Annotated in this window: 17 protein-coding genes and 4 pseudogenes; 9 read left to right on the top strand and 12 right to left on the bottom strand. The window is 66.8% G+C overall.

Annotated features, from left to right (window positions below; genetic code table 11):
* Nucleotides 1-86 precede the first annotated feature (86 nt).
* Nucleotides 87-893: pseudogene (locus ATB1_RS08845) on the top strand (PQQ-binding-like beta-propeller repeat protein); the annotation flags it as partial.
* A 243-nt stretch (nt 894-1,136) separates the two neighbouring features.
* On the opposite strand, the gene ATB1_RS08840 reads toward ATB1_RS08845, so the two are convergent.
* The gene (locus ATB1_RS08840; protein ID WP_042663370.1) at nt 1,137-1,823 is read right to left on the bottom strand and encodes a helix-turn-helix domain-containing protein; all 687 of its coding nucleotides are present in this window, start codon (nt 1,821-1,823) and stop codon (nt 1,137-1,139) included.
* 132 nt (nt 1,824-1,955) lie between these two features.
* Here ATB1_RS08840 and ATB1_RS08835 point away from each other — a divergent pair, with 132 nt between their 5' ends.
* From ATB1_RS08835 to ATB1_RS08820, 4 genes are all read left to right on the top strand, one after another.
* Complete coding sequence (locus ATB1_RS08835; RefSeq protein ID WP_042663368.1) at nt 1,956-2,774, top strand: alpha/beta fold hydrolase; 819 nt, start codon at nt 1,956-1,958, stop codon at nt 2,772-2,774.
* 154 nt (nt 2,775-2,928) lie between these two features.
* Nucleotides 2,929-3,795 (top strand): hypothetical protein, encoded by an 867-nt coding sequence (locus tag ATB1_RS08830; RefSeq protein ID WP_042663377.1) that lies wholly within the window; start codon nt 2,929-2,931, stop codon nt 3,793-3,795.
* 86 nt (nt 3,796-3,881) lie between these two features.
* On the top strand, nt 3,882-4,658 hold the full coding sequence (locus ATB1_RS08825) for an ABC transporter ATP-binding protein (RefSeq protein ID WP_042663367.1): 777 nt from the start codon (nt 3,882-3,884) through the stop codon (nt 4,656-4,658).
* Nucleotides 4,655-6,283, top strand: coding sequence for a hypothetical protein (locus tag ATB1_RS08820; RefSeq protein ID WP_042663366.1), 1,629 nt, complete (start codon nt 4,655-4,657; stop codon nt 6,281-6,283). Before ATB1_RS08825 ends, ATB1_RS08820 begins: the two co-directional genes overlap by 4 nt.
* Nucleotides 6,284-6,346: 63 nt before the next feature.
* Here the strand turns inward: ATB1_RS08820 and ATB1_RS08815 are convergent, their stop codons facing one another.
* The 4 genes from ATB1_RS08815 to ATB1_RS08800 all read right to left on the bottom strand — a co-directional run bounded on the left by ATB1_RS08815 (nt 6,347) and on the right by ATB1_RS08800 (nt 10,794).
* Nucleotides 6,347-7,576: a PQQ-binding-like beta-propeller repeat protein gene (locus ATB1_RS08815; protein WP_042663364.1), complete on the bottom strand. Its 1,230-nt coding sequence runs from the start codon at nt 7,574-7,576 to the stop codon at nt 6,347-6,349.
* Nucleotides 7,577-7,639: 63 nt separating this feature from the next.
* The gene (locus ATB1_RS08810) at nt 7,640-8,503 is read right to left on the bottom strand and encodes a DUF6293 family protein (RefSeq protein ID WP_042663362.1); all 864 of its coding nucleotides are present in this window, start codon (nt 8,501-8,503) and stop codon (nt 7,640-7,642) included.
* Between the two features lie 559 nt (nt 8,504-9,062).
* Nucleotides 9,063-9,470, bottom strand: coding sequence for a PPC domain-containing DNA-binding protein (locus ATB1_RS08805; RefSeq protein ID WP_042663361.1), 408 nt, complete (start codon nt 9,468-9,470; stop codon nt 9,063-9,065).
* A gap of 598 nt (nt 9,471-10,068) precedes the next feature.
* The gene (locus tag ATB1_RS08800) at nt 10,069-10,794 is read right to left on the bottom strand and encodes an SDR family NAD(P)-dependent oxidoreductase (protein ID WP_042663376.1); all 726 of its coding nucleotides are present in this window, start codon (nt 10,792-10,794) and stop codon (nt 10,069-10,071) included.
* Nucleotides 10,795-10,956: 162 nt separating this feature from the next.
* Here ATB1_RS08800 and ATB1_RS08795 point away from each other — a divergent pair.
* Nucleotides 10,957-11,911, top strand: a pseudogene (locus tag ATB1_RS08795) (TIGR03560 family F420-dependent LLM class oxidoreductase).
* Nucleotides 11,912-11,998: 87 nt separating this feature from the next.
* Nucleotides 11,999-12,823, top strand: a complete 825-nt coding sequence (locus tag ATB1_RS08790) for a polysaccharide deacetylase (RefSeq protein ID WP_042663360.1) — start codon at nt 11,999-12,001, stop codon at nt 12,821-12,823.
* A gap of 31 nt (nt 12,824-12,854) precedes the next feature.
* On the opposite strand, the gene ATB1_RS23165 is transcribed toward ATB1_RS08790, so the two are convergent.
* The 5 genes and pseudogenes from ATB1_RS23165 to ATB1_RS08765 form a co-directional block, all read right to left on the bottom strand.
* Complete coding sequence (locus ATB1_RS23165; protein WP_241768160.1) at nt 12,855-14,078, bottom strand: ABC transporter ATP-binding protein; 1,224 nt, start codon at nt 14,076-14,078, stop codon at nt 12,855-12,857.
* A gap of 268 nt (nt 14,079-14,346) precedes the next feature.
* Nucleotides 14,347-15,354, bottom strand: coding sequence for an ABC transporter ATP-binding protein (locus ATB1_RS23160; protein ID WP_241768159.1), 1,008 nt, complete (start codon nt 15,352-15,354; stop codon nt 14,347-14,349).
* 186 nt (nt 15,355-15,540) lie between these two features.
* Nucleotides 15,541-16,522, bottom strand: a pseudogene (locus tag ATB1_RS08775) (ABC transporter permease).
* On the bottom strand, nt 16,515-17,522 hold the full coding sequence (locus tag ATB1_RS08770; RefSeq protein ID WP_042663374.1) for an ABC transporter permease: 1,008 nt from the start codon (nt 17,520-17,522) through the stop codon (nt 16,515-16,517). Before ATB1_RS08770 ends, ATB1_RS08775 begins: the two are co-directional and overlap by 8 nt.
* A gap of 61 nt (nt 17,523-17,583) precedes the next feature.
* Nucleotides 17,584-19,227, bottom strand: coding sequence for an ABC transporter substrate-binding protein (locus tag ATB1_RS08765; protein WP_052367893.1), 1,644 nt, complete (start codon nt 19,225-19,227; stop codon nt 17,584-17,586).
* A gap of 161 nt (nt 19,228-19,388) precedes the next feature.
* Here ATB1_RS08765 and ATB1_RS08760 point away from each other — a divergent pair, with 161 nt between their 5' ends.
* Entirely contained in the window at nt 19,389-20,093 is a 705-nt protein-coding gene (locus tag ATB1_RS08760; protein ID WP_042663372.1) for a creatininase family protein, read from the top strand.
* Between the two features lie 78 nt (nt 20,094-20,171).
* Here the strand turns inward: ATB1_RS08760 and ATB1_RS08755 are convergent, their stop codons facing one another.
* Nucleotides 20,172-21,584, bottom strand: a complete 1,413-nt coding sequence (locus tag ATB1_RS08755) for an amidohydrolase (protein ID WP_042663356.1) — start codon at nt 21,582-21,584, stop codon at nt 20,172-20,174.
* 363 nt (nt 21,585-21,947) lie between these two features.
* On the opposite strand from ATB1_RS08755, the gene ATB1_RS08750 reads away from it, so the two are divergent.
* Nucleotides 21,948-22,712, top strand: coding sequence for an IclR family transcriptional regulator (locus ATB1_RS08750; RefSeq protein WP_042663354.1), 765 nt, complete (start codon nt 21,948-21,950; stop codon nt 22,710-22,712).
* Between the two features lie 136 nt (nt 22,713-22,848).
* On the opposite strand, the pseudogene ATB1_RS08745 reads toward ATB1_RS08750, so the two are convergent.
* Nucleotides 22,849-23,146, bottom strand: a pseudogene (locus tag ATB1_RS08745) (chromosome segregation protein SMC); the annotation flags it as partial.

Genomic DNA, 23,146 nt, shown 5'->3' with positions numbered 1-23,146 from the left:
CGGCGACGAACACCGGGGCCGTCGCGGCCGAGGCGGTCCCCGAGGGCGACCTCACCATCGACTGGACGGCCCCCGTCGAGACTCACGTGGGCCATCACGTCCCGGTCGTCGCCGACGACACCGTCTACGTCCATGACATGGACGACGAACTCTCCGCGGTCGACGCCGCGACCGGCGAGCGGGTGTGGACCAGACCGCTCACCGACCCCGAACCCGCGCCCGCAGTCGGTGGCGGGACGCTCGTCGTCGTGACCAACGCGGAGACCCACGCGTTCGACGCGGCGACGGGAGACCGGCGCTGGAGGCGAGAAGACATCGACGGCAGCATCTTCGGCGCGAGTCCTATCGTCGCGGGCGACACCGTCTACGTCCAATCTGGCGTGGCGACCCACGCGTTGGCGCGTTCGACCGGCGAGACCCGCTGGCGGGCCGCGACCGGGTTCCCCTCCGACTCGACGCCCGCGGTCGACGGCGACACCGTCTACACTGCTGGCGACGACACCTACGTCCGGGCGCTGGCCGCGGCCGACGGGGCGGAGCGCTGGCGCGCGAAGACGAGCGCCCGAATCGCGTGTAACGTCTCGGTCGTCGAGGGGACCGTCCTCGTCGGGACAGCGGCCGGAAACGTGCTCGGATTCGACGCCGAGAGCGGCGAGGAGCGCTGGCGCTATCGGCTCGAACCGAGGAAGACGAGGGACGAAAGCCGCCCGAGGCGGCCCGAGACCATCGCGACCGACGGCAGTCGAGTGTACGTCGCAACCGACGACCGACTGGTCACGCTCGCGCTGGCGGATGGGACCCGCTGTTGGGACAACCGGGACTACGCCGGGAGCTACGCGAGCGGCATCGCCGTCGGTGCGGGGAAGGTGTTCGTCCCGACGCACGACGACGGAGGCGGCGCGATGACCGTCCTCGACGCCCCGACCGGGAATACGCAACAGGAACTGACTCGGAGACAAACGCCAACGCTTCGACATCGGCCCGAGCGTCGCCGGGGGCGGCGTCTACTTCGCTGGCCGGAGCGCCATCGTTCGGCTGAGTTAGACCGGCCGCCGGGCGCGACTCGGCCGGTCAGGCCGTCGGCTCGTTGGTTCTTCGGGTCTGTTAGCTCGTTGGTTCCTCGGGTCGTTGGTTCGTCAGCTCGGAAGCGGCGGCCACGTCGTCGCCACCGTCTCCGCGATGAGCCGGGTCTGTGCCCGTCGGAGTCGCTCAGAGGCCGAGGAGGCGGTGATACCGAGTTCGTCGGCGACCTCCCGCAGGGTGGCCCCGCGGGGGATGTCGAAGTAGCCCAGTTCGTACGCCGTCCGGAGCGCCTCGTCCTGTCGGTCGGTGAGCCCCTCACCCGGCGGTTCGGGGTCGCCGTTGCGGGCGAGTCGGCGGAGTTCGAAGCCGGCGTTCCGCCGCCAGAACGATGCGAACCGCCCGAACGCGTCGCGGTCCGCGAACCAGCCTGTCTGCCGCCAACCACTCTGTCGGACCTCGATGCGCTCGATAATGGCGTCGGCGGTGGCGAGGGCCTCCAGTCCGGCGAGGTCGTCGAGACTGTCCCCGAGTTGTTCTTCGAAGCTCAGCGCCGGAACAGCCTGATACCGGCGGGTCTCGCCCGACTCGCCGATTCGCGTCCAGTCTGCCACGTCGAAGGCGTCGCCCATAGCGGTTTCGAGCGCCCGCGTCTCTCCCCCGGTGACCGTCACGATGAACATCGGTCGCTCGCCGTGGTTGTACTGGAGTTCCAACGCGAGCGTCGCCTCCGGAACCGCCGCCGCGACCCCGGTCAGCGGGAGCGCGCCGCAGTCGATGTCGAACTCGGCGATGAGACCCATACGTCCGCTCTCTCGGCGGTCGATTATGGGCGTGTCGAAGCGGCCGAAACGACCGATTTCCTCCGGAGCCACTTAAACGACCGCACGGCTGAGAGTGCGACTTAGCCGCCGCCGGCGACAAGCGAGACCGCGATGCAACCGATTCGATTCGAACGCGGAACAGAACCGTCCGACGAGCGATTCGGGAGCGGCGCGCCGCTCCTATGCTGTCACGGCGGGATGGCACCGCCGGCGTACTGGGACGCGGTCGTCCCGCACCTCGACGGCTACGAGGTCGTCGTCCCGGAGCGACCCGGCTTCGGCACCTGTCTGGACGACGCCGAGACGACGCCCGCCGGGGCGGTGCTGGAGCGCGAGGCCGAGCACGTCCGGGAACTCGTCGACGAGATCCGCGAGGCGACCGGACGCGACCCGGCGCTGTTCGGTCACTCCTACGGCGCGCTCACGGCTCTCGAAGCGGCGACCGACGCGCGGGTGGCCGCCGTCGCAGCCTACGAGCCGGCGGTGCTCCCGGAGGCGTACCGAAGCGAGGCGGACCTCTCGGAGCGCATGGCCGCGCTCATCGAGGCGGGAGAGCGGCGCGAGGCGGTCAAACGCTACGTCGAGCAGGTGCTCCACCCCGGCGGCATCGACGACCTCGACGCGTGGCTCGACGAGTGGCCCGTCTGGCCCGACTGCGTGGCCCTCGCCGAGGAGGTCGTCCGGATGAACCGCGCCGTCGAGCGCTACCGGCTTCCGACCCGCTTGGACGTGGACGCGCCCACCGTAGTCATGGCCGGCACCGGCGGCCCCGACTTCCTCCGCGAGAGCGCCCGGAACGTCCACGACGCCCTGCCGACCAGCCGGTTCGTCGAGTTCGACGCGCTCGGTCATGGCGGGCCCAGTGAGGACCCCGAACGGGTCGCGGACGCGGTCGACGCGTTCCTCCGTGACCGGGGCGCTCACGCATGAAAACCCCGATTACACGGGTACAGATGTAATCACAGTCTCGGCGATACGACCCGTCTCGCGTTCGTTTGCGAGCGAATCGCGAGTCGGAGACCCGACGCGGGAGAGACGACCTGTCAACCAAACTTTCTTTGCTCGGTACGGAGACGTGGTCGGTATGGCAGCCCTCCAATCCATCGGTACAGCCGCCGGGACCCTCAGACGGAACCCGATACTGTTCGTCGTCGCCGCGGCGTTCAGCCTGATTCAACTCCCGTCGATGTTCGCGCAGGCGGTTAGCCCGTTCATCGGAAGCATCATCTCGCTGGGGTTCAGCGGACTCATGATATTCATCCTCCCGTTCTTCCTCGGCGGCGTCCTCGGCATGGCCAACGAGGCCATCGACAGTCGGACCTCGCTCAGTACGTTCGTTAGCGAAGGAAAAACGCACTACGTCTCGCTGCTCGTGGTGTACTTCTCCCTGCTGGCCGTCAATCTCGTGTTGTCGTTCGTCGGCGTCTTCGCCTCGGTGTTCGTCGGCATCGCTGTCCTCGGAAGCAACGCCCAAGCGGGGACCGCCACGCTCGCGATTCTGGGCGTCGTCGTCCTCGCCGTGACCCTCACCTACCTCGCCGTGGTGTTCGTCTCGCAGTTCTTCGGCCACGCCATCGTCATCGACGACCTCGGCGCGGTCGACGGCATCAAGCGGAGCGTCGCCTGCGTCAGGAACAACCTCGTATCGGTCCTCGGCTACTCGGTCATCACCGGACTCGGTGGCCTCCTCGTCGGCGCGTTCGCTGTCGTCATTTCGTTCGTTCTCACCCCGTCGCTCCAGCATCAGGGGGCCGCAGTGACCGAGTCGGGTGCCGGTGGTCCCGCCGCGTCGGCGGTTTCGAGTCTCCCGACGGTCGGCGTCGTCGGCATGGTCGCCATCGCGGTCGGACTCGTGCTCGTCAGCGGCCTCGTCGGCGGTTTCTTCGCCGCCTACTCGACCGCGTTCTACCGGTCGATTCGACCGGCGAACCGCGAGAGAGTAAACGCCTGACGCCGCCGCGAACCGCCGCCATTTCTGTCGGTCATGTATCAATTCGCAACCGTTAGGCGTCCGGGGGGCGAAACGCGGGCCGTCCCATGCCCTCCACCAACGCGGACGTCGCCATCGAAGCGACTGACCTCAGGAAGTCCTACGGTTCCGAGGTCGCGCTCGACGGCGTCTCGCTATCGATTCCGAGCGGAACGGTGTACGGATTCCTCGGGCCGAACGGCGCGGGGAAGACGACGACGATGCGCATCCTGACGGGGCTCTCACAGCCCACCTCGGGGTCGGTCCGCATCTGCGACCTCGACGTGAGCGACCGTAGGAAACTCGCGCCGCACGTCGGCTACCTCCCGGAGACGCCGCCGCTGTACGACGAGTTCAGCGCGCGCGAGCAGCTCGACTACGTCGCCGACCTGCGCGACCTCCCGGCGGAGACCGCCGAGGCGCGCATCGACGACCTGCTCGACCAGTTTGGTCTCGTCGGCGACGCGAACAAGCGCATCGGCACGTACTCGAAGGGGATGAAACAGAAGACCGCGTTCATCCAGAGCGTGCTCCACGAGCCGGACGTGCTGTTTCTCGACGAGCCGACCTCCGGGCTCGACCCCCGCGCGGCGAGACAGATTCGGACCTCCATCGGCGACGTGGCCGACTCGGGAGCGACGGTCTTCCTCTCGACGCACATCCTCCCCGTGGTCGAGGCCGTCGCCGACGAGGTCGGCGTCCTGTTCGACGGTCGCGTCGTCGCCGAGGGGACGCCCGACGAGGTGAAATCGCGCGCCCAGACGGGCGGCGAGGGCTCGCTCGAAGACGCGTTCCTCGCGGTCACGAGCGACGAGACGCAACTGTCGGGTGTCGCCGACGAATGAGCCTCCGACGAGACGTTCGCCACGGCCTGCGAATCGGGCGCGCCGAGTTCGTGCGGAGTCTCCGGGGGTACGCCTCCGAGACGCGCCGAATCATCGGCCTCCTGTTGCTCTTGCTGTTCTTCGGTGGCACCCTCCTGTTTTCGCTCCCAGCCGTCTACGTCGTCGGCCGGGGCGCGCAGTCCGTGACCGAGATTCCCTTCTTCGACCTCGTTGCCACCGCGATACCCGTGGGGCTCACGCTCCTCGCGGCGTTCCGGACGCTCGAACGCATCGGCCGCGTCGAAAACGAGTCGCTCGTGCTCACGACGGTTCATCCGCGGGCCGTCGTCATCGGGCTCATCACCGCCGAAATCGGTCGAATTGGTCTCTGGTTCGGGCTCCCGCTGGCAGTCGTCGCCGCGACGTTCACGGCCGGTCTCGGCGCGCCGTCGCTGTTGCTCACGACGGCCGTCGTCGCGGCCCCGTTGGCGTGCTGTACGACCGTCTGGGGCTACGCAGTCGGCGTCGCCGTGCTCCGCGGGTTCAAGCGCCTGCCCGGCGTCCGGCGCACCCTCAAGGTCATCGGCTTCGTCGCAATGGTGGGACTCGTCCTCGTCTCGCAGTCGTTCGGCCGGTTGCTGGCCGAGGGGTCGCTCCCGCTCGACTGGCTGGCGGCGACGCTGACGTTCGGGCCGCTCGCAGACTACCTCGCGCTCGCATTCGTCGGGACCCCGCTCGCCCGACCGTTCTCGGCGGCCGCCATCGTCACCTTCGCGGCTATCGTCGCACTCACGCCCGTCGGTCTCGTCGTCGCCACCCGGCAGGCGAGCGCCCTCTGGTTCACCGACCGCACGAGCGGAAGCGACCGAGTCTCGTCGGTGCCGAGCGCGAAGGCTGACGGCTCGCCCGGCGGCTTCTCGACGCCGAAACCGCTCGCGGGGACAAATGGCGGCCACGTCGCGTGGGGCCTGCTCGTCCGCGGCGTCCGCCACCCCCAGAAGTTCACGCATCTCGTGATGCTGGCGTTCTTCCTCGGCCCGCTCGGGACGACCATCGTCCAGTCCTCGGCCGACGGCCTCGGCCCGCTGCTCGCCGCGAGCGGGGCTGGCCTGGGAACCTACCTCGCGGGCGCGACGTTCGGCCTCAACCCCATCGGCGACGACTACCCGCAGTTTCCGATGTTGCTGTTGACTCCGACCGCGCCCCGGACGCTGGTCCGCGGTCGCGTGCTCGCCGGCGTGATTCTCGGCGTACCGGTTGCCGCGGCGCTCCCGCTGGCGACCGTAGCCCTCGGCACGTCGCCGCTGTCGGCGGTCGGCTTCGCGCTCGTCGGCGTCCTCATGTGCGTCGCCGCGGCGGCCTTCTCGGTCGGCATCGGCGCGGCGTACCCGATATACGAGGAACGCGAGTTCTGGGGCACGACGACCGTCGTTCCCTCGACGCTCGTGCTGATGGCGTTCATGTTCGTCGTCGGCCCCGGCACCGTCATCGGCCTCGTCGCCACGTGGTTCGGCGTCACCGGCCACCTCTCCGCGACGCCGCTTCTCGCCGCCGGACTCGGACTGTACCTTCTGGTGACCGTCGGCGTCACCTACGGCTCGTACCGGTACGCGGTTCGACGGTACCGGACGTACACGTTCGAGTGACGGCGAGCGCGTCGTGCGGACGCGAAACTCGGCGTCCGCAACCCCTGTGACGGCCCGCTGGCCTCAGTCGGCTACGCGGAACACGCCGGGGGTACGTCCCATTCCGGCGAAGTAAATCTCGGAACCGCGGACCGACAGACCACCGGTGGGTCGAGCGTCGAGCGCCTTCGACCACAGTTCATCGCCGGACGCCGCCGAAATCGCGTAGAGGCGGTCGTCGCTCGCCACGAATCGGGTGTCGCCCGCGACGACCGGCGGTCGGGGGAACGTATCCGCATCGAGCGACAGCGTCCACTTCGTCGCACCGTCAGCCACGTCGAACGCGGCGAGACTCCCCCGCGAGGTCTGGACATGGAGCGTGTCGCCCGTGACGGCGGTCCGTGGGCTGCCGTTCTCCGGGAGCGGGATTGACGCCCGCCACTGCGTCGACCCGTCTTCGAGGGCGAGGGCGAACACGTTCCCGCGGTGGGCGTTGTAGTACAGGTGAGAGCCGCCTACCGCGAGCGGGACGCCGCTCTGCGGGAGGTCCTCGCGTCGCCACCGCTCCTCGCCGGTTGCGGCATCGAGTGCGGCGACGCCGGTCTGCTCGTGGTCAACGCCGATTGGCGTGTAGACGACGCCTTTGCGGGCGACGAGTCCAGGCGACGCCTCGCCGGCGTCGTAGCTCCATTGCTCTTTTCCGGTCACCGGGTCGCGCCCGAAGACGGTCGAACCGCCGCCGTCGACGAGCACACCCGCTGCGAGTACCGGCGCGTTCCCGGAGGTCCCATACCCGCCCTCGCTCGTCCGCCAGCACCGCTCGCCGGTCCGCGCGTCGTAGGCCGCGACGAACTCAGCTGTCGAGACGAACATCGCGTCGCCGGCGAGCGTGGGCGTGGACTTGCCGTGCGCGTAATCGACGGTCCACGCGTCGTCGGAGTCGGCGGGAGCGGTCTCGGAATCGAGGTCGAGCGCGCGGTAGACGCCGTCCTCCCCGTCGCCGTCGCTGTGGCCGAGCACGCCCCGCCCGTCGGCGAGCGCGACCGAGGTGGCGAGCGCGGCGTCGCCCGACGCGATTCGCTCGACGCTCGCGTCCGACGAGGGGCCGGGGTCAGTCGTGTAACCGGTGTTGGCGAAGTCGTGCTGGTACGTCGGCCACGCGCCCGTCACGTCGCCGACCGGCGCGTCGCGTCGGTAGTCGCGCTCGACATCGAGGGCACCGATTGCGCGGGCGACACAACCTGAGAGCGATGCGAGGGCGGTCGCACCGCCGGCCGCGAGGACGGCTCTACGCGTCTGCATGTTGGAGGGCATACATGTTTGTGTCCCGGTGCTACCGTACTAACAGTTTCCCCGGCCGCATCCCGACGACTCGTCCTACCGGTTCTCCACGAGCGCGTCGACCGGATTGTCGAGGGCGAAATCGACGTTCTCGGACGGGTCATCGGTCCGGGCTTCGAGGTCCGAGACGACAGACTCGGCGCGGTGACGGAACGCGCGGAGCGTCTGTCTGCCCTCCTCCGTGAGTTCGAGGTAGCGACGGGTTCCGCGCTGGGTGACGGTGACGTAGCCCTGATGTTCGAGCGTCGCGGTGACGCGGTTGTCGAGGACGTTGTAGTCGCCAGTGACGGGTTCGTAGTCGGCCGCCTCTCCGTCGACGCGGCCGCGCATGAACTCGAGGCCGTAACGGGCCGCCTCGGTGATGAGCGTCTTCTTTTTCGCGTGTTTGGCGTTGGTGTCGTGGGCCTCGATGATGGCGAGCGCGGCGACTTGGTCCGGGGAGGGCGAGTCGATTTGGTAGGTCGTCAGGAGCGACGCCTGTTCGAACCCCTTCGTGACCGGCGCGTCGAGGCCGTGCGGCCGGACCTCCGGGTCGACGACGTACGGTTCGGCGTCGGTGCGTTCGTCCATGCAGGCCATCGTCGCGCCGACAGCAGCACGCTTTGTGCCGGCGGTGACGTTGACGCGGACGAAGTCGTCGGGGTGCCAGTCGGCGATGGTCGTAATCGCGCCCATCACCTCGTACATGTCGAAGAGGTCGAGGTACTCGACGTCGGGCGGGGTGCCGACCACGTCGGCGATTCGGTCGACGACGGCATCGTGGTAGGTCGGGCGCTCGACCGCGGGGTCCTCGTGTTCGAGGAGGTAGACCTTGTCCGGTCGGTCGTCCTCGATGGGGCCGACGATGCGGTCGTGTTCGCGCCACAGGGGGACGATGTGAACGCGGAGGTGTCGTTTCATCTGTCACTCTCGGCCACGACCGCCCGTGTCGAAAGTCATTCGGTTGGTAAATTCTGCCGTGAGTGAACGATAGAACGTCGATAAACGTCGAATCGCGAGAAACACACTGTACTCATGCTACTCACGTAACTTACGGTAGTTACCGAGGAACCGCCAATATGGGTTACCGACTACGAATAGTTGCCGCCGGCCGCGGTCCGATGGACCGGCGGTTGCGACCCGCCGACGGCGGCGCGACCAGCGGTCCCCGGTCGGTCCCCACGGCGGAACCCGCGTCGGCGGACGACCCCCGGAACCCTCGTTCGGTGCGCTCGGGGCGTCGGCCAGTCCGCCGATACGCGCCCTCCAGCCCCCTCGCTTCGGCCCTCCACCACCGGCCGACGTCCTGACAGCACCGGCTTTTCTTTCTCCGAATCGTCACTCGTCGCCCGACGAGCGCGACGCTCTCGACACACAACGGGCGCACGAAAAAGCGACCGAGCGTCCGCACCGCGAATCGCTCGGTCCGGTTCAGTTAGGTTTAGTCCGACTCAGTTCGGTCCGGGCCGGACCAGGCCAGTCAGATGTCGAACACATCGAGACCGGTCTGTTCGTCGAGGTGGTGGGTCAGCGGCGTCTCGCCGAGGTGAATGACGACCTCGAACGTCCCGGAGACGCGCGCGCCGGAACAGTGGCCGCCGAGCGTCTCGAAGTCGCGCGTGCCGACCTGGATGTGCGTGTGAATCTTGTCGGGGCCGATGTTGCCGAGGAAGCTCGTCACCTCGAACTGGCCCGTGAACTCCTCTTCGAGGTACTCCTGGTCGCCCACGTCGTAGTGGCCGAGCGTGACGGAATCGACCGCGCCGATACCCGTGAGAAAGCCGTGTTCGATGTCGAACTCGTCGCGCACCGTCGCGAGCGAGTCGAGGACCTGTTCGCCGGGATCCAGCCTAACGACGACCGTGTCGTCTTCTTTGACGTAGTCCATGGTTGTGCCCGAGCGTCCGGTACAGCGCCGGCGGCGTAATATGTTGTGAAAGGCTCAACGTTGCGGGAGGAACGGTGCTGCCAAAAACATATTTTTTCAGAATAGACTTCAAAATAATCAATAGTTCTATACTTTGAGTCGAGTCCTCTCTTCGACACCCGGCCGAGCGCGTTCACATCGAATCGGCGACCGCGGACCTCGTCCCCGTATTCGGCGGTTTCCCCGAAGTATCAGCCTGTTATAACCCACCCGGTCCTCGGATAAACGGAGTCAGTCAGCGACATCGTCATCGGAATCGCGGACTACCGCGGAAACCAGACTCAGTCCGACCGCGCTCGACACGGACGCGCATCTCTGACGAACAGAACGTGGGGAGAATCGGCACAAAGGCGTGACAGTACGTTCTTTCGCCGGACAGTGTTATCGCGATCCACGGGTCGAGCGTGCTGAACCAACAGAGAGACCGACCGATGACGAATCGCTCGAGGGGATTCGAACGAGTGACAGTAATTAGGAGAATATGATATACCACTATTTTTGATATATCTGGCCTACTCGGCGCACTCGGAACTGTCCGTGACCACGGTCGCCCGGCGCGTCACCGGAGCATCGACCCGCCGTCGACCGTCAGCACCGTCCCCGTCATGTAGCCCGCGCCGTCGCAGAGGAACGCGACAACGTCGGCGACTTCCTCGGGCGTTCCGATGCGTTCGAGCGGGAGGTCGGCGGCGTACTCGGCGAGCGCCTCCTCGGTCCAGAGGTTCGACTCGGTGAGAAGCGGCGTCTCGACGAGTCCCGGCGCGACGCAGTTGACGCGCACCTCGGGGCCGAGTTGTTTCGCCAGCCCCTTCGTGAGCCCGAAGACGCCCGCTTTCGACGAGGAGTAGTGGACGCCGCCGGTGGCGCTCCCGCGAAGGCCGGCGACGCTCGACACGTTGACGATGGCACCCTCGCCGCGCTCGACCATGCTCGGGGCGACGGCGCGAGCGACGACGTACTGCCCCTTGAGGTTCACGCCGAGGACGCGGTCCCACTCGTCTGGGTCGAGGTCCGCGAGGGAGACCGCCCGCGAGATACCCGCGTTGTTCACGAGCGCCGCCACATCGGCGACCGATTCGACCGCCGCCACGGCGTCCGCGACCGCGTCGGGGTCGCGAACGTCGACGGCGAACTCGTGGACGCGCTCGTCGTCCCAGTCCGTCTCGCCGGTCTCGATATCGAAGCAGGCGACGTAGTCGTAGTCCGCTCGGAGGCGCTCGACGACCGCCCGCCCGATACCGCTGGACGCGCCGGTCACGATTGCCGCGCGCTGGTGGTCCGTCATGTGGATCGAGACGGCGCGGACCGTAGTACGTGTTGGGGTGGCGGCGAGCGGTACTGTCGCGGTCGAGAGTGGTTCGAGTGGTACGATTGAGAGTGGTGCGAGCGACGCCGCCGAGGCGAGTGAAGTGGTAACTGTTTTCGTGGTCGCGCGTGAGCCGTTTGTATGCAGTTCGCAGTCAACGTTCCGACCAGCGCCGGCGACTCCGTTCACTCTCAGTTGGCGTTCTGCGACGAGATTTCGTGGGACGCGCAGGTTGGGTTCGCCGTGGCGATGGAGGATCTCGGCTTCGACGGCGTCGCCGTCCCCGACCACGTCATGACCGGCAGTGGCCCCACGACGGAGTGTTTCGTCACGCTGGCCGCCATCGCCCGCGAGACCGAAGACGTGTACCTCTACCCGAAGACGGTGAACAACCACTTCCGGAACCCCGCGCTCCTCGCCAAGCAGGCCGCCGACCCTCGACGCCGTGAGCGACGGGCGACTCAAACTCGGCATGGGAGCCGGCTGGAAGGAGAGCGAGGCGCGGGCCTACGGCTACGACTGGCCGGACGCGCCGACTCGGCTCCGGATGCTGGAGGAGTCGATTCGGATGCTCAAGCGCCTGTGGACCGAGGAGACGGTCAGCTTCGACGGCGACTACTACACCCTCGACGAGGCGATGTGCCGGCCCCACCCCGTCCAAGACCCGCACCCGCCCATCATGGTCGGCGGCGGCGGCGAGTCGTTCACGCTCCGAATCACCGCCCAGTACGCCGACTCGTGGAACTTCTGGGGGCCGCCGGAGGTGATGCAACACAAACTGGACGTGCTGGAACGCCACTGCGAGGGCTACGGCCGGCCGTTCGAGGAGATAGAGCGCTCGTGGTTCGCGCGGTGTCTGCTACGCGAGGACGAGGCGGAACTCGACGCCCTCCTCGACGAGCACTTCCCGCGGTTCAAGCCCGAGAACGTCGCCGACAGCGAGTACCCGCTCGTCGGCACGCCCGAACAGGTCCGCGAGCGACTGGAGACGTTCGCCGAGATGGGCTTCGGCGAGGTCGTCGTGGAGTTCGTCGACTTCCCCGAGGCGACGAGCGCCGAACTGTTCGCCGAGCGCGTCGCGCCGGCGTTTCAGTAACTCGCGGGGCGGGAGAGACGATAGGCCGCCAGCGTTCGGGAATGCGGCATGGAAACAGCTATCACATCGATTTTCGTACGTCGAAACGTGACTCACCACAGCGTCTGCCTCACGTTCGACTTCGACGGCGTCTCCTCGTGGATACACTCGTTCGAATCGCCGGACAGCCCGACGAAACTGTCGAGAGGACTCTTCGGCGTCGACGTGGGCGCGCCCCGCGTCCTCGACCTCTTGGACGAGTTCGGCGTCGAGACCACGTGGTTCACGCCGGGCCACACCATCGATAGCTTCCCCGAGGCCGCCGAGGAGGTGTGGAGCCGCGGCCACGACATCCAGCACCACGGCTGGTCGCACACCCGCCCGCGACAGTACGAGTCGCGAGAGGCCGAGTACGACGACGTGAAACGCGGCGTCGAGAGCATCGTGGACCTCACGGGGCGCCGGCCGACCGGCTACCGCTCGCCGTCGTGGGACTTCTCGACCCACACGCTCGGCATCCTCGACGAACTCGGCTTCGAGTGGGACTCCAGCCAGATGGCGACCGACTTCGAGCCGTACCGCGTCCGCGAGGGGTGGGCCGCGCCCGCCGACGCCCCCTTCGAGCGCGGCACCGAGACCGACATCGTCGAGGTGCCCGTCTCGTGGCAACGCGACGACTTCCCGGCGTTCGCGTTCAACCGCAAGCGGGGCTACGCGAACGAGAAAGCGGTGTTCCGCCAGTGGCGCGAGCAGTTCGACTGGATGGTCGACAACGTCGACGGCGGCGTCTTCGTCCTCACGATGCACCCGCAGGTCATCGGGCAGTCACACCGGCTCGCCCGGCTCGAATCGTTCGTCGAACACGTCGCCGACGCGCCGGGCGTCGCCTTCGAAACCGTTGACGAAGTCGCCGACCGATTCGGGTCGGCGTGAGGTGCGGTAGGGAAACGACGGAGACGCTTTTTCAGGAGTAGTGGTGACAGCTGACGATACGGTCGAGTTCGTCGGGCGACTCCAGCGCCGGCACCTCGGAGGTGCAGACGCTCGGCTCGACGAACGTCTCCGTCAGGAGCGACGCGGCGTCGCGCCACGCGCCGTCGGCCGCGAGCGAGAGCGCGCGCTCGACGGTCGTGCCGGCGTCGCCGGCGGGGAGCCCGTCCGGGAAGTAGGTCGCGCGAGCGTCGTCGGCGACGATGTCCGGGGACTCGCGCTGGACGGCTCTGACGAACCGGCGCACGCGGTCCCACTCCTCGTCGCCGAGGTCGAGTTCCGCCGGGGCGACGAGGCTCGGACACCGGGTGTGGAACCGACAGCCGCTCGGCGGGTGAATCGGCGACGGCACGTCGCCGGACAGCGGGACGGTCTCGCGGGACACCCGCGGGTCGGGCACCGGAATCGACGAGAGTAGCGCCCGGGTGTAGGGGTGCTTCGGCGACTCGAACAGGTCGTCCTTGTCGGCGAGTTCGACCAGTTCGCCGAGGTACATCACGGCCACGCGGTCGCAGACGTGCCGGATGACGCTCAGGTCGTGGCTGATGAAGAGATACGTCAGGCCGAACTCGTCTTGGAGTTCCTTCATCGTGTTGAGCACCTGCGCCTGCACCGACGCGTCGAGCGCCGAGGTCGGCTCGTCGCAGACGATGAAGTCGGGGTCGACCGAGAGCGCCCGCGCGAGGTTGACCCGCTGGCGCTGGCCGCCGGAGAACTGGTGGGGGTAGCGGTTGTAGTGGTCGGCGTCGAGACCGACCGTCTCCAGCAGTTCGCGCGCCCGCTCCTCGCGGTTGCCCTCGTAAAGGCCGTGGGCCTGCATCGGCTCCTCGACGATTTCGCCGACGGTCATCCGCGGGTCGAGCGACGCCTGCGGGTCCTGAAAGACGAACTGCATGCGCTTGCGCCGCTTCCGAAGCTCCTCTTTCGACAGTTCGGCGAGGTTCTCCCCGTCGAAGACGATGTCCCCGGAGGTCGGGTCGACCAACCGGAGGAGCGTTCGCGCGAGCGTCGACTTCCCGCACCCGGACTCGCCGACGAGGCCGAGGGTCTCGCCGGGCAGGATGTCGAACGAGACGCCGTCGACCGCGCGGACGTGCTCGCGCTCGACCGAGAAGGGGAGCAGTCCCGCGTCGCGGTCGAACCGGAGGCGGTCGAGGAAGCCGTCGCTCGCGTCGAAATACTTCCGCAGGTCGCGCACGCTGAGCAGCGGGTCGGCGTCGGGATCGAAGGTTGAACCGGTCCCAGTCTCGGTGACCTCTCCGGTCTCGGAGGCGGCTGACTCGGAGACGGACTCGGCGTCGTCGAGCGGTTCGCTCTCCCAGTAGCCCGCCTCGGCGAACGCGTCGTTGCGCAGGCACGCCGCCCGGTGTGGTGCGGCGGCGACTTCGGTGAGGGTGGTGCCGTCAGCGGTGGTGGAGGCGGTGGTTGGACCGTCGTCAGCGGAGGCTGTGGCGCTCGCGCTCGCGTCACCGGAGCCCTTGTCCCCCGCCGTCGACGCGCCGAGCGTCGGGGTGGGCGTGCAGACACGCCTCTCGGGCGTGCGGGCACCGCGTGTGGAAGCGACAGCCCTGCGGCGGGTTGATGGCTTCCGGCATGATGCCCTCGATGGGCGACAGGCCGTCCACGTCGCGGTCGGGTCGCGGAATCGACCCGAGGAGCGCCTCGGTGTAGGGGTGTTTCGTGTCGTGAAAGAGGTCGTCGACGGTCGCCTGCTCGACGATTTCGCCGAGGTACATCACGGCCACGCGGTCGCATATCTCGGCGACGACGCCCATGTCGTGGGTGACCCAGACGAACGACGTGTCGTAGCGCGCCGCGAGGTCCTTCACGAGGTCGAGAATCTGCGCCTCGACGGTCACGTCGAGCGCGGTGGTCGGCTCGTCGGCGATGACGAGGCTCGGTTCGCACGCGAACGCCATCGCGATGAGGACGCGCTGGCGCATCCCGCCGGAGAACTCGTGGGGGTAGTCGTCCATCCGGCGTTCGGCCTCGGGGATTCCGACCTCGCGGAGGCGCTCGACGGCGATGGCCTCGGCTTCGGCCGCCGACACGTCGCGGTTGAGCCCGATAATCTCGCTCAACTGCTCGCCGACGGTGAACACCGGGTTGAGGCTCTCCGTGGGGTCCTGAAATATCATCGCGATTTCGCGGCCCCGGATGCGCTCGCGAATCTCGCGGCTCGACAGCATCTCGGGGTCCTGCTTGGGTTCGTCGTCGGGGTCGTCGCCGCGCTCGACGCCGACGAGCAGGTCGTCTTCGAAGCGGACCTCGCCGTTGACGATGACGCCCGGCGAGTCGATGAGGCGCATGATGCTCCGCGCCGCGACGCTCTTTCCGGCGCCGCTCTCGCCGACTAACCCGAGCACTTCGCCGCGCTGTACCTCGAACGAGATACCGTCGACGGCCCGGACGGTCCCCGCGTCGGTGCGGAAGTGGGTGTGCAGGTCGCGGACGGTGAGTAGCGTATCAGACATTGGTCGTGGAGTGGTGGGGGGCGTCGGTGCGTGAGATGGGTGCCTCTGCAGAACCGCAAGAGCGAGTTCCGACGCCGCCCCGGGGAAGGAGCGAGAACGATAGTTCAGCGGGCGAACGGCTGGCGGAGGCCGGGCGACTCCCGGCCCCGCGGCGAACGGTCGGTGAGATGTGTCGTCCGTTCATCGTCAGTCGTTCGACCGCGGGTCGATTGCGTCGCGCAGGCCGTCGCCCAGCAGGTTGAAGCCGATGACCGTCGCGAGAATCGCGAGGCCCGGCCAGATGCTGAACCACGGGTTGACGATCATGTACTGCCGCGAGTGGGCGAGCATCTGCCCCCACGACGGCGTCGGGGGCTGGACCCCGAACCCGAGGAACGACAGCGACGCGACGATGAGGATGTTCACGCCGACCTGCAGCGTCGATTGGACGAGCACCGGCGCGAAACTGTTGGGGATGATGTGGCGGAAGATGATGTGGCGGTCGCGCACGCCGGCGGCCTTCGCGGCCTCGACGTACTCCATCTCCCGGACGCTCAGCACCTGCGAGCGAATCAGGCGCGTGAACACCGGAATCGTCGTGATGGAGACGCCGACGATAGCGATGCCGAGTTCCTTGCCGAACGCGGACATGATGGCGATGACGAGGATGAGGAACGGAATCGCGGTACAGCGATTCGACGAATCGCTGGAGCACGTCGTCCACCCAGCCGCCGTAGTAGCCGGAGACCGCACCGACGACCGTCCCGATGGTCATCCCGATGCCCGTCGCGATGAGACCCACCTGAACGGCGATGCGGGTGCCGTAGACCAGCCTGACGAGCACGTCGCGGCCGCGGTGGTCCGTCCCGAGCGGATGTGCCCACGTCCCCGTCCCGAAGCTGTTTTCGATGCCGACCGGCGGGAGCAGGATTGTGCTTCCCGCGGGGTCGTTCTCCGGATGGTACCAGAACGTCGCCGCGAACTGGTAGTCGAACAGGTCGGCGTCGATGGTCGTCAACAGCGCGACGACCGTCACGAGCCCGATAACGTAGAGGCCGACGCGCGACGCCGAGTTGCGCTTGAGTTGTTGGACGACCTGCGAGGTGCGCGAGACGGCGGAGCGCTCGTCGGCGTCCGCGACGCCGCCCGTGCGGGCCGAGTCGCCGACGGCGGCCGTCGAATCACTCACCGGCACCACCCCCGTAGGAGATGCGCGGGTCGATGACTGCGTACAGCACGTCCACGACGAGCACGCCGAGGACGAACACGATGGCGAAGAATATCGTCGTGCCCATGATAAGCTGGTAGTCCTGCGCCCGGACCGCGGTGATGATGAGGTTCCCCATCCCGTTGATGTTGAAGACCGTCTCGGTCAGCACCGCGCCGCCGAGGGCGGTCGTCATCTGGATGCCGATGACGGTGAGCACCGGCAGTTGCGCGTTCTTGAACGCCTGCCGCCGGAGAATCGTCCGCTCGGAGACGCCGTAGGCGCGGGCGAGCTGGACGTAGTCCTTGTTGAGCACTTCGAGCATCGACGACCGCTCGATGCGCGTGATGGCCGCCATCTGGAGCGTCCCCAGCGTGATAGAGGGGAGTATCAGATGCGACGCGGCAGTCGCGAGCACGTCCAGTCTCGACGTCGCGCCGTCGACCGACGCGGGGTCGGCCCACGGCATGACGAGCCCGCTCGGCGGCAGGAGGTCGCCGTAGTACGCGAACACGATGATGAGCAGCAGGCCGACCCAGAAGCTCGGCGTGCTGACGCCGATGAGCGACGTGATGCGGGCGAGGTGGTCGTAGCCGTTGTTACGGTTCTTGGCGGCGAAGATGCCCAGCGGAATCGCGGAGCCGATTGCGAGGGTGAAACTCGACGCGAGGAGCAGCAGCGTCACCGGAAGCCGCTCGAAAATCTTCTCCGTCACCGCGACTCCACCGTAGTGGATGCTCGTCCCGAAGTCGCCCGTCGCGACCGCCGCGAGGTACCTGACGTACCGGACGTACAGCGGTTGGTCGAGGCCGTACTTCGCGCGGGCGGCCTCGATGGCCGCCGCGTCGGCGGCCGGCCCGACGAGGATGCGAACCGGGTCGCCGGGAATCGAGTTGATGAGGACGAACGTGACCGTAACGACGAACAGCAAGACCGGAACGATTTGGAGTAATCGCCGTCCGATGTAACCGGTTGTCGTCATTGATTGGAGTGGATGGGGAGTGAGCATATAACGTTTGGTAACTGTTACCGACAGTACAACGTCATCTGTCGACGGAGACGTTGTTGTAGCCGGTGAGGAGCCGCGGGTTCTGCGGCGAGACCGGGTGTACTTGGAAGTCGCTGACGGTGGACTTCACGCCGTAGGAGTTCTTGTAGTTGAACGCGGGGAGGTGGACTTTGTCCTCCAAGAGCGTCGAGATGGCGGACTGGTAGAGCTGTTGGCGCTCGTCGCGGTCGGTCGACTCGCGCGCGCCCTTAATCTGCTCCATGACCTCGTCGTTCTTGTAGTAGACGCCCTGGTTCACGCCCTCGGACTCCTCGTGGAACAGGTTGAACATGAAGTCGTCCGGGTCGGGGTAGCGGACCCACCCGAGGACGTAGATGTTGTAGTCCGAGGCGTTGCCGGTGTACGCGCGGCTGAGCATCGCGCCCCAGTCGAGCCGTTCGACGTGGGCCTCGTAGCCGGCCTCCTTGATGCCGTTGGCGATAGAGAGGCCGATGTTCTCGCGGTTGTCGTCCGGCGGGACGATAATCTTCGCGTCCCAGTCGGCGGGGACGCCCGCCTCCTCGAACAGCGCCGTCGCCTGCTCGATGTCCTTGTCGTTCGGAATCTCCATCCACTCTTCGAGCGGCATGTCCCACTCTTCGACCATCGGCCCCGGAAGCGGGCCGTACTGGCGGAGTCCGGCCGGGTCGATGTAGCGGTCGACCGCGTCGTCCATCGAGAAGCTGTAGTCGATGGCCTCGCGGACGCGCTTGTCGGCGGTCGGCCCCTCGTTGCAGTTGAACGCGACGTAGAAGTACCCGACACTCTCCACCTCGGAGATGCTCGTGTCTTCGGTGCTCTCGACGGTGTCCCAGAGCCGCGGCGGAATCGTTTCGATGACGTCCACGTCGCCCGTCCGGAGGTTGGTGACGCGCGTCGTCGACTCCGTGATGGGCGTGAACTCGACGCCCGCGACGTTGGGCAGTTCGTCGCCCCAGTAGTCGTCCCAGCGTTCGAGCGTGACGTAGTTGCTCTCTTCCCACTCGACGAACTTGAACGGCCCCGACCCGATGGGCTGTTGGGTGCTGAACGCCTCTTTGTCCTCCTCGCGGACGGCCTCCGGCACGACCTGATGGGTGAGGACGTGCTGGAACATCGCGTAGGGGTTCGAGAGGTCGAACTGGACCGTCGTCTCGTCGATAGCCTCGACGGAATCGATGACGCTGAAGATACCCAAGAGAGGCGTCTCCTCCTCGATTGGCGCGCGGAACGAGTAGGCCACGTCCTCGGCGGTGACCGGGTCGCCGTTGTGGAACATCGCGTTGTCGACGATTTCGACGATGTAGCGGGTGTTGTCCCGCTCGATGGTCGGCATGCTCGTCGCGAGGTTCGGGACCACGTCGGTCCCCTCGCCGTAGGTGTACAGCTGGCTGAACACCCGGTTCGCGACGAGCGCGTCGGGGTTCGAAAGCTGCGTTATCGGGTCGAATCGGACGGGGTTCAGCGACTGTCCGATGTTTATCGTCGCGTCGGAACTCCCTGAGGTCGTCTCCGTCCCGCCGCTCGTGGTCGTTCCGCCGCCGCCATCGCCCTCGGTCGTCGTTTCGGAACCGGAGTCGGACGTACACCCGGCGAGTAAGACAGGTATCGACGCACCCGTCGCTTTCAGTATGTTTCTACGTGAGACACTCTCTCTCATCATTGACGCCGAATCATTTCGGCATCACCAACTTAACCATTTGCATACTACACATCTGTTTCCCCTTTTCTACGCGAACTGCCGCTTCGTGAATCATTATATACGACAACTGTGCGTATCTTCCTATGGACTCAACGGAGTCACAGTCGCTCCTAGCGGAGATGACGTGGCAGGAAGCCGAAACCGCGTTCGACGAGGCGGACTTCGTCGTGCTCCCCTGCGGAGCAACCGAACAGCACTCGACGCACCTCCCGACCTCGGTCGACTCCATCCGAGCGGAGAACCTGACCGCGGAACTCGCCGCGGCGGCCCCGGAACACGACCTGAACCTCCTCGTTCTGCCGGTCCTCCCGTACGGCTACTCGGAGCACCACATCAACTACGCGGGGACCGTCTCGCTCGGAGCCGACACGTACCAAGAGATAATCATCGACGTGGGCCGGTCGGTCCAGCGCCACGGCGCGACCCGGTTTCTCGTCGCCAACTTCCACGGAGGCAACATCGAGCCGCACAAACTCGCGCTCGACCGGCTCCAGCGCGACCACGGACTCGACTCGTACTACGCCCACTGGACTGACTTCGCCCGCGACCAGTTAGAAGAGCGGTTCGGCACCGAGTGGGGTCACGCCGGCGAGTACGAGACGAGCGTCATCGAACACTACCGCCCCGAACTCGTCCACGGCGACCGCAAGACGCCGCAGACGAAGAAGAACCGCTACGAGGTCCGCCAGTACGCCCACTTCGACGACCTGACCGTGGAGGGCGGCCTCGGCGACCCGACGCAGTCCGACCCCGAGTTCCTCGAAGCAGTCATCGAGGCGACGACCGACCGAATCCTGACGCACCTTCAGTCGGAACTGGAGTAACGCGGCGCTCGACGACCGAGAAACGGACGATAGCGAGCGAACCCCCGAACGAAACGAGATTTTACCGACGACTACCGCCTACAGCGTGAGGTGGAACGGCGGTTCCGTCCCCTCCGGCAGCGCTGACTCGTACTCGCCGGGCACCGACACCTCGAACTCCTCGCGGGCCGCCGTCACCAGCGCCTCGTCCGAAAAGAGGTCGAGCGTCGTCGCCGCGAGAACCTTCGCGGCGTACACGGCCGCCTTCGACCCGAAGCTCCCGTTTGCGGCGACCGCCTGCCACGTATGCGATGGCGTCCCCACCGGCCACGACGCCGCCCAGAACTGTGCGGTCGGCGTAATCCAGCTCACGTCGCCGACGTCCGTGGAGCCGTTGAGCACGGTCCCCACGTCGTAGGAGGGCTGGGCGTCCGGATACAGCACCGACGAGCGCGCCGCCTTGCGTCGCTCCTCGGGGAGTTGCGCCGTCCGCGCCTCGATGGTCTCCGCCGAGAGCGTCTCCTGAAGCTCCGCGGCGAACTCGCGGTCCTCGTCGGTGTACGGGATGGGACCGGCGAGTCGCATGTTCTCCAGCAGTTTATCCGACAGCGCGTGGTTCGCCACGTAGTCGTAACAGCCGGTGTGGAACCGCCGGGACACCGTCGTCTGGGTCATGAGCGCCGCGCCCTCGGCCACGTCGTCGAGCCAGTCGGTGATGCGGTCAACCTCGTCGCGGGTCGGCGCGCGGACGTAGAACCACGCCGTCGCCTCCGCGGGGACGACGTTCGGCGCGCCGCCGCCGTCGGGGATGGTGTAGTGGATGCGGGCGTCGTCGGAGACGTGCTCGCGCATGAACTCCGACCCGGTGTTCAGCAGTTCGACCGCGTCGAGCGCGCTCCGACCCGACTGGGGGCTGTCGGCGGCGTGGGCCGACTCGCCGTGGAACGTGTACTCGACGGAGTTCATCGCGAGCGTCTGCGCCATGAACGGCGCGCTGAGGTGGCTCGGATGCCACGTGAGCGCCGCGTCGAGGTCGTCGAACGCCCCGTCGTGAGCCATGAACACCTTGCCGACGAGTATCTCCTCGGCGGGACAGCCGAAGAACGTGACCGTCCCCTCGGCCCGCCCGTCGTCGATGGCGCGCTTCGCGGCGAGGGCGGCCCCGACGCCGGCGACGCCGAACAGGTTGTGTCCGCAGCCATGACCCGGCGCGCCGGTCTCGACGGGTTCCCTGCTCGACGACACCGTCTGCGACAGTCCGGGCAGAGCGTCGTACTCGCCGAGGATACCGACGTGCGGCTCGCCCTCACCGTAGGTCGCGCTGAACGCCGTCGGCATCCCGCCGATACCCTCGGTAACGTCGAACCCGGCGTCGCGGAGGACCGACGAGAGCAACTCGGCTGACTCGGTCTCGTGAAGCCCGAGTTCGGGCGTCTCCCAGAGCGACTCGGTGAGCGAGACGAGTTCCGCCTCCAGCGACTCGACCGTCTCGAACGTCTCGTTGTGATTCATTGCGTCTCGTGCGTTTTGACTGGAGAAACGATAATAACACTTCCGGAACGGTGGACGTTCAAGATCCGAAATCGGGTTGAAGATTGAGATTCACGAGCGACGAATATAGAAAACGAAAGATGTCAAAACCGATAGAACGACCAAATCCCGGCGATTCGAGGGTTCTCGAACCGCTCTCAGCCGGATTCGCCCGTCAGGGCTGCCGACTCCGAGGCGGAGAGCCACCTCCCGAATCAGACGGATACTGTGCGTATTGTTCACAAACACCTCGTTTCGGCGTCGGTGGGGTCTTGATTCATCATCTAACAACTAGTATTCGGGAGAGGCGAAAGCACTATGTGCGATGGTGACGACCCGCAGGTAATGACCAAAAACGCGAACGACCGCTCGCTCAAAACGACGGTCACAACCCTCAGAATCGTCGAATTACTCAGGGAACGCGACGGTGCCGGCGTAACCGAAATCGCCCGCGAACTCGACATCGCACCGAGCACCGCACACACCCACGTGACGACTCTCGAATCCCAGGAATACGTGGTTAAAGAGGGTGACACCTATCACCTCGGGCTTCGCTTTCTCGGTCTCGGGAACTTCGTCCGGACGCGAAAACGCCGTTTCGGGAAAGCCGAACACTACACCGACGTACTCGCCGAGGAGTCCGAGCGGCGCTCCATTTTCACCGTCGAAGAGCACGGCCGAGGAGTGTACGTCCACACCTCACCCGGAAAACACGGCGTCTGGACGCAGTCGACAGTGGGAAAGCGTGTCTACCTCCACTCGACGGCAAGCGGAAAGGCTATCCTCGCCCACATGCCGACAGAACGAGTCCACGAGATCGTCGAGCGAGTCGGCCTCCCGAAGGAGACGGAGCAGACGATTCACGACGAGGAGGCACTGTTCGACGAACTCGCCGAAATCAGAGAGCGCGGCTACGCACTGAACGTCGAAGAGCAGATTAGCGGCGTCCGCGCGGTCGGGGCCCCCGTGTTGGGACCTGACGGCGGCGTGTTCGGCGCGCTGAGCGTCGCCGGCCCCTCCAACCGGATGAAAGGCGAGCAGTTCGACCGTCTCACCGAAGTTCTCCTCGGCATCGCCGAGGAACTCGAACTGAGCATCGCGCTCTCCTGAGCGCGCCGCACCGCCGCTGTCGACCCTCATTTCGTGACACTCCTAATAGTGTAACTCGAAACGAGATGTGCTGTCCGCGACGCGACTCAGCGGGGGGTGCGAAAAAACGAGAAAAACAAACGGCGTCGGTGCGGCGTTACGCCGGGGAGTAGCGCGGGTAGGAACTGTCGACCGCCTGCGCGTCCTCTTCGAGGAGGGCGACGGCGAGGAAGTCGGCGTAGTCCGCGAAGTAGTCCACGAGCCGCGAGATGCGGTTCGAGTCGATGGCCTCAAGTGAGTCGAGGACCATGAACGGGACCGTCTCGTAGACGTCGTGGATGAGGTAGCCCGCGAGCGCGAACACGAGGCCGGTCACCTCGCGCTCGGACTCCGAGAGGTGGGCGACGGAGTCTCGTAGCTCACGCCGTCTTCGTTCGTCCGGATGACGTGGAGGT

The sequence above is a fragment of the Haloferax sp. ATB1 genome, from assembly GCF_000730175.1.
This window is presented reverse-complemented; position numbering and strand designations above follow the sequence as displayed.

Coding starts and splice junctions, on each gene's coding strand:
- ATB1_RS08765 (WP_052367893.1), bottom strand. CDS start 19,227: ATGAGAGAGAGTGTCTCACGTAGAAACATACTGAAAGCGACGGGTGCG.
- ATB1_RS08760 (WP_042663372.1), top strand. CDS start 19,389: ATGACGTGGCAGGAAGCCGAAACCGCGTTCGACGAGGCGGACTTCGTC.
- ATB1_RS08800 (WP_042663376.1), bottom strand. CDS start 10,794: ATGACGGACCACCAGCGCGCGGCAATCGTGACCGGCGCGTCCAGCGGT.
- ATB1_RS08805 (WP_042663361.1), bottom strand. CDS start 9,470: ATGGACTACGTCAAAGAAGACGACACGGTCGTCGTTAGGCTGGATCCC.
- ATB1_RS08755 (WP_042663356.1), bottom strand. CDS start 21,584: ATGAATCACAACGAGACGTTCGAGACGGTCGAGTCGCTGGAGGCGGAA.
- ATB1_RS08820 (WP_042663366.1), top strand. CDS start 4,655: ATGAGCCTCCGACGAGACGTTCGCCACGGCCTGCGAATCGGGCGCGCC.
- ATB1_RS08815 (WP_042663364.1), bottom strand. CDS start 7,576: ATGCCCTCCAACATGCAGACGCGTAGAGCCGTCCTCGCGGCCGGCGGT.
- ATB1_RS08835 (WP_042663368.1), top strand. CDS start 1,956: ATGCAACCGATTCGATTCGAACGCGGAACAGAACCGTCCGACGAGCGA.
- ATB1_RS08840 (WP_042663370.1), bottom strand. CDS start 1,823: ATGGGTCTCATCGCCGAGTTCGACATCGACTGCGGCGCGCTCCCGCTG.
- ATB1_RS08830 (WP_042663377.1), top strand. CDS start 2,929: ATGGCAGCCCTCCAATCCATCGGTACAGCCGCCGGGACCCTCAGACGG.
- ATB1_RS08770 (WP_042663374.1), bottom strand. CDS start 17,522: ATGACGACAACCGGTTACATCGGACGGCGATTACTCCAAATCGTTCCG.
- ATB1_RS08825 (WP_042663367.1), top strand. CDS start 3,882: ATGCCCTCCACCAACGCGGACGTCGCCATCGAAGCGACTGACCTCAGG.
- ATB1_RS23160 (WP_241768159.1), bottom strand. CDS start 15,354: ATGTCTGATACGCTACTCACCGTCCGCGACCTGCACACCCACTTCCGC.
- ATB1_RS08810 (WP_042663362.1), bottom strand. CDS start 8,503: ATGAAACGACACCTCCGCGTTCACATCGTCCCCCTGTGGCGCGAACAC.
- ATB1_RS08750 (WP_042663354.1), top strand. CDS start 21,948: ATGACCAAAAACGCGAACGACCGCTCGCTCAAAACGACGGTCACAACC.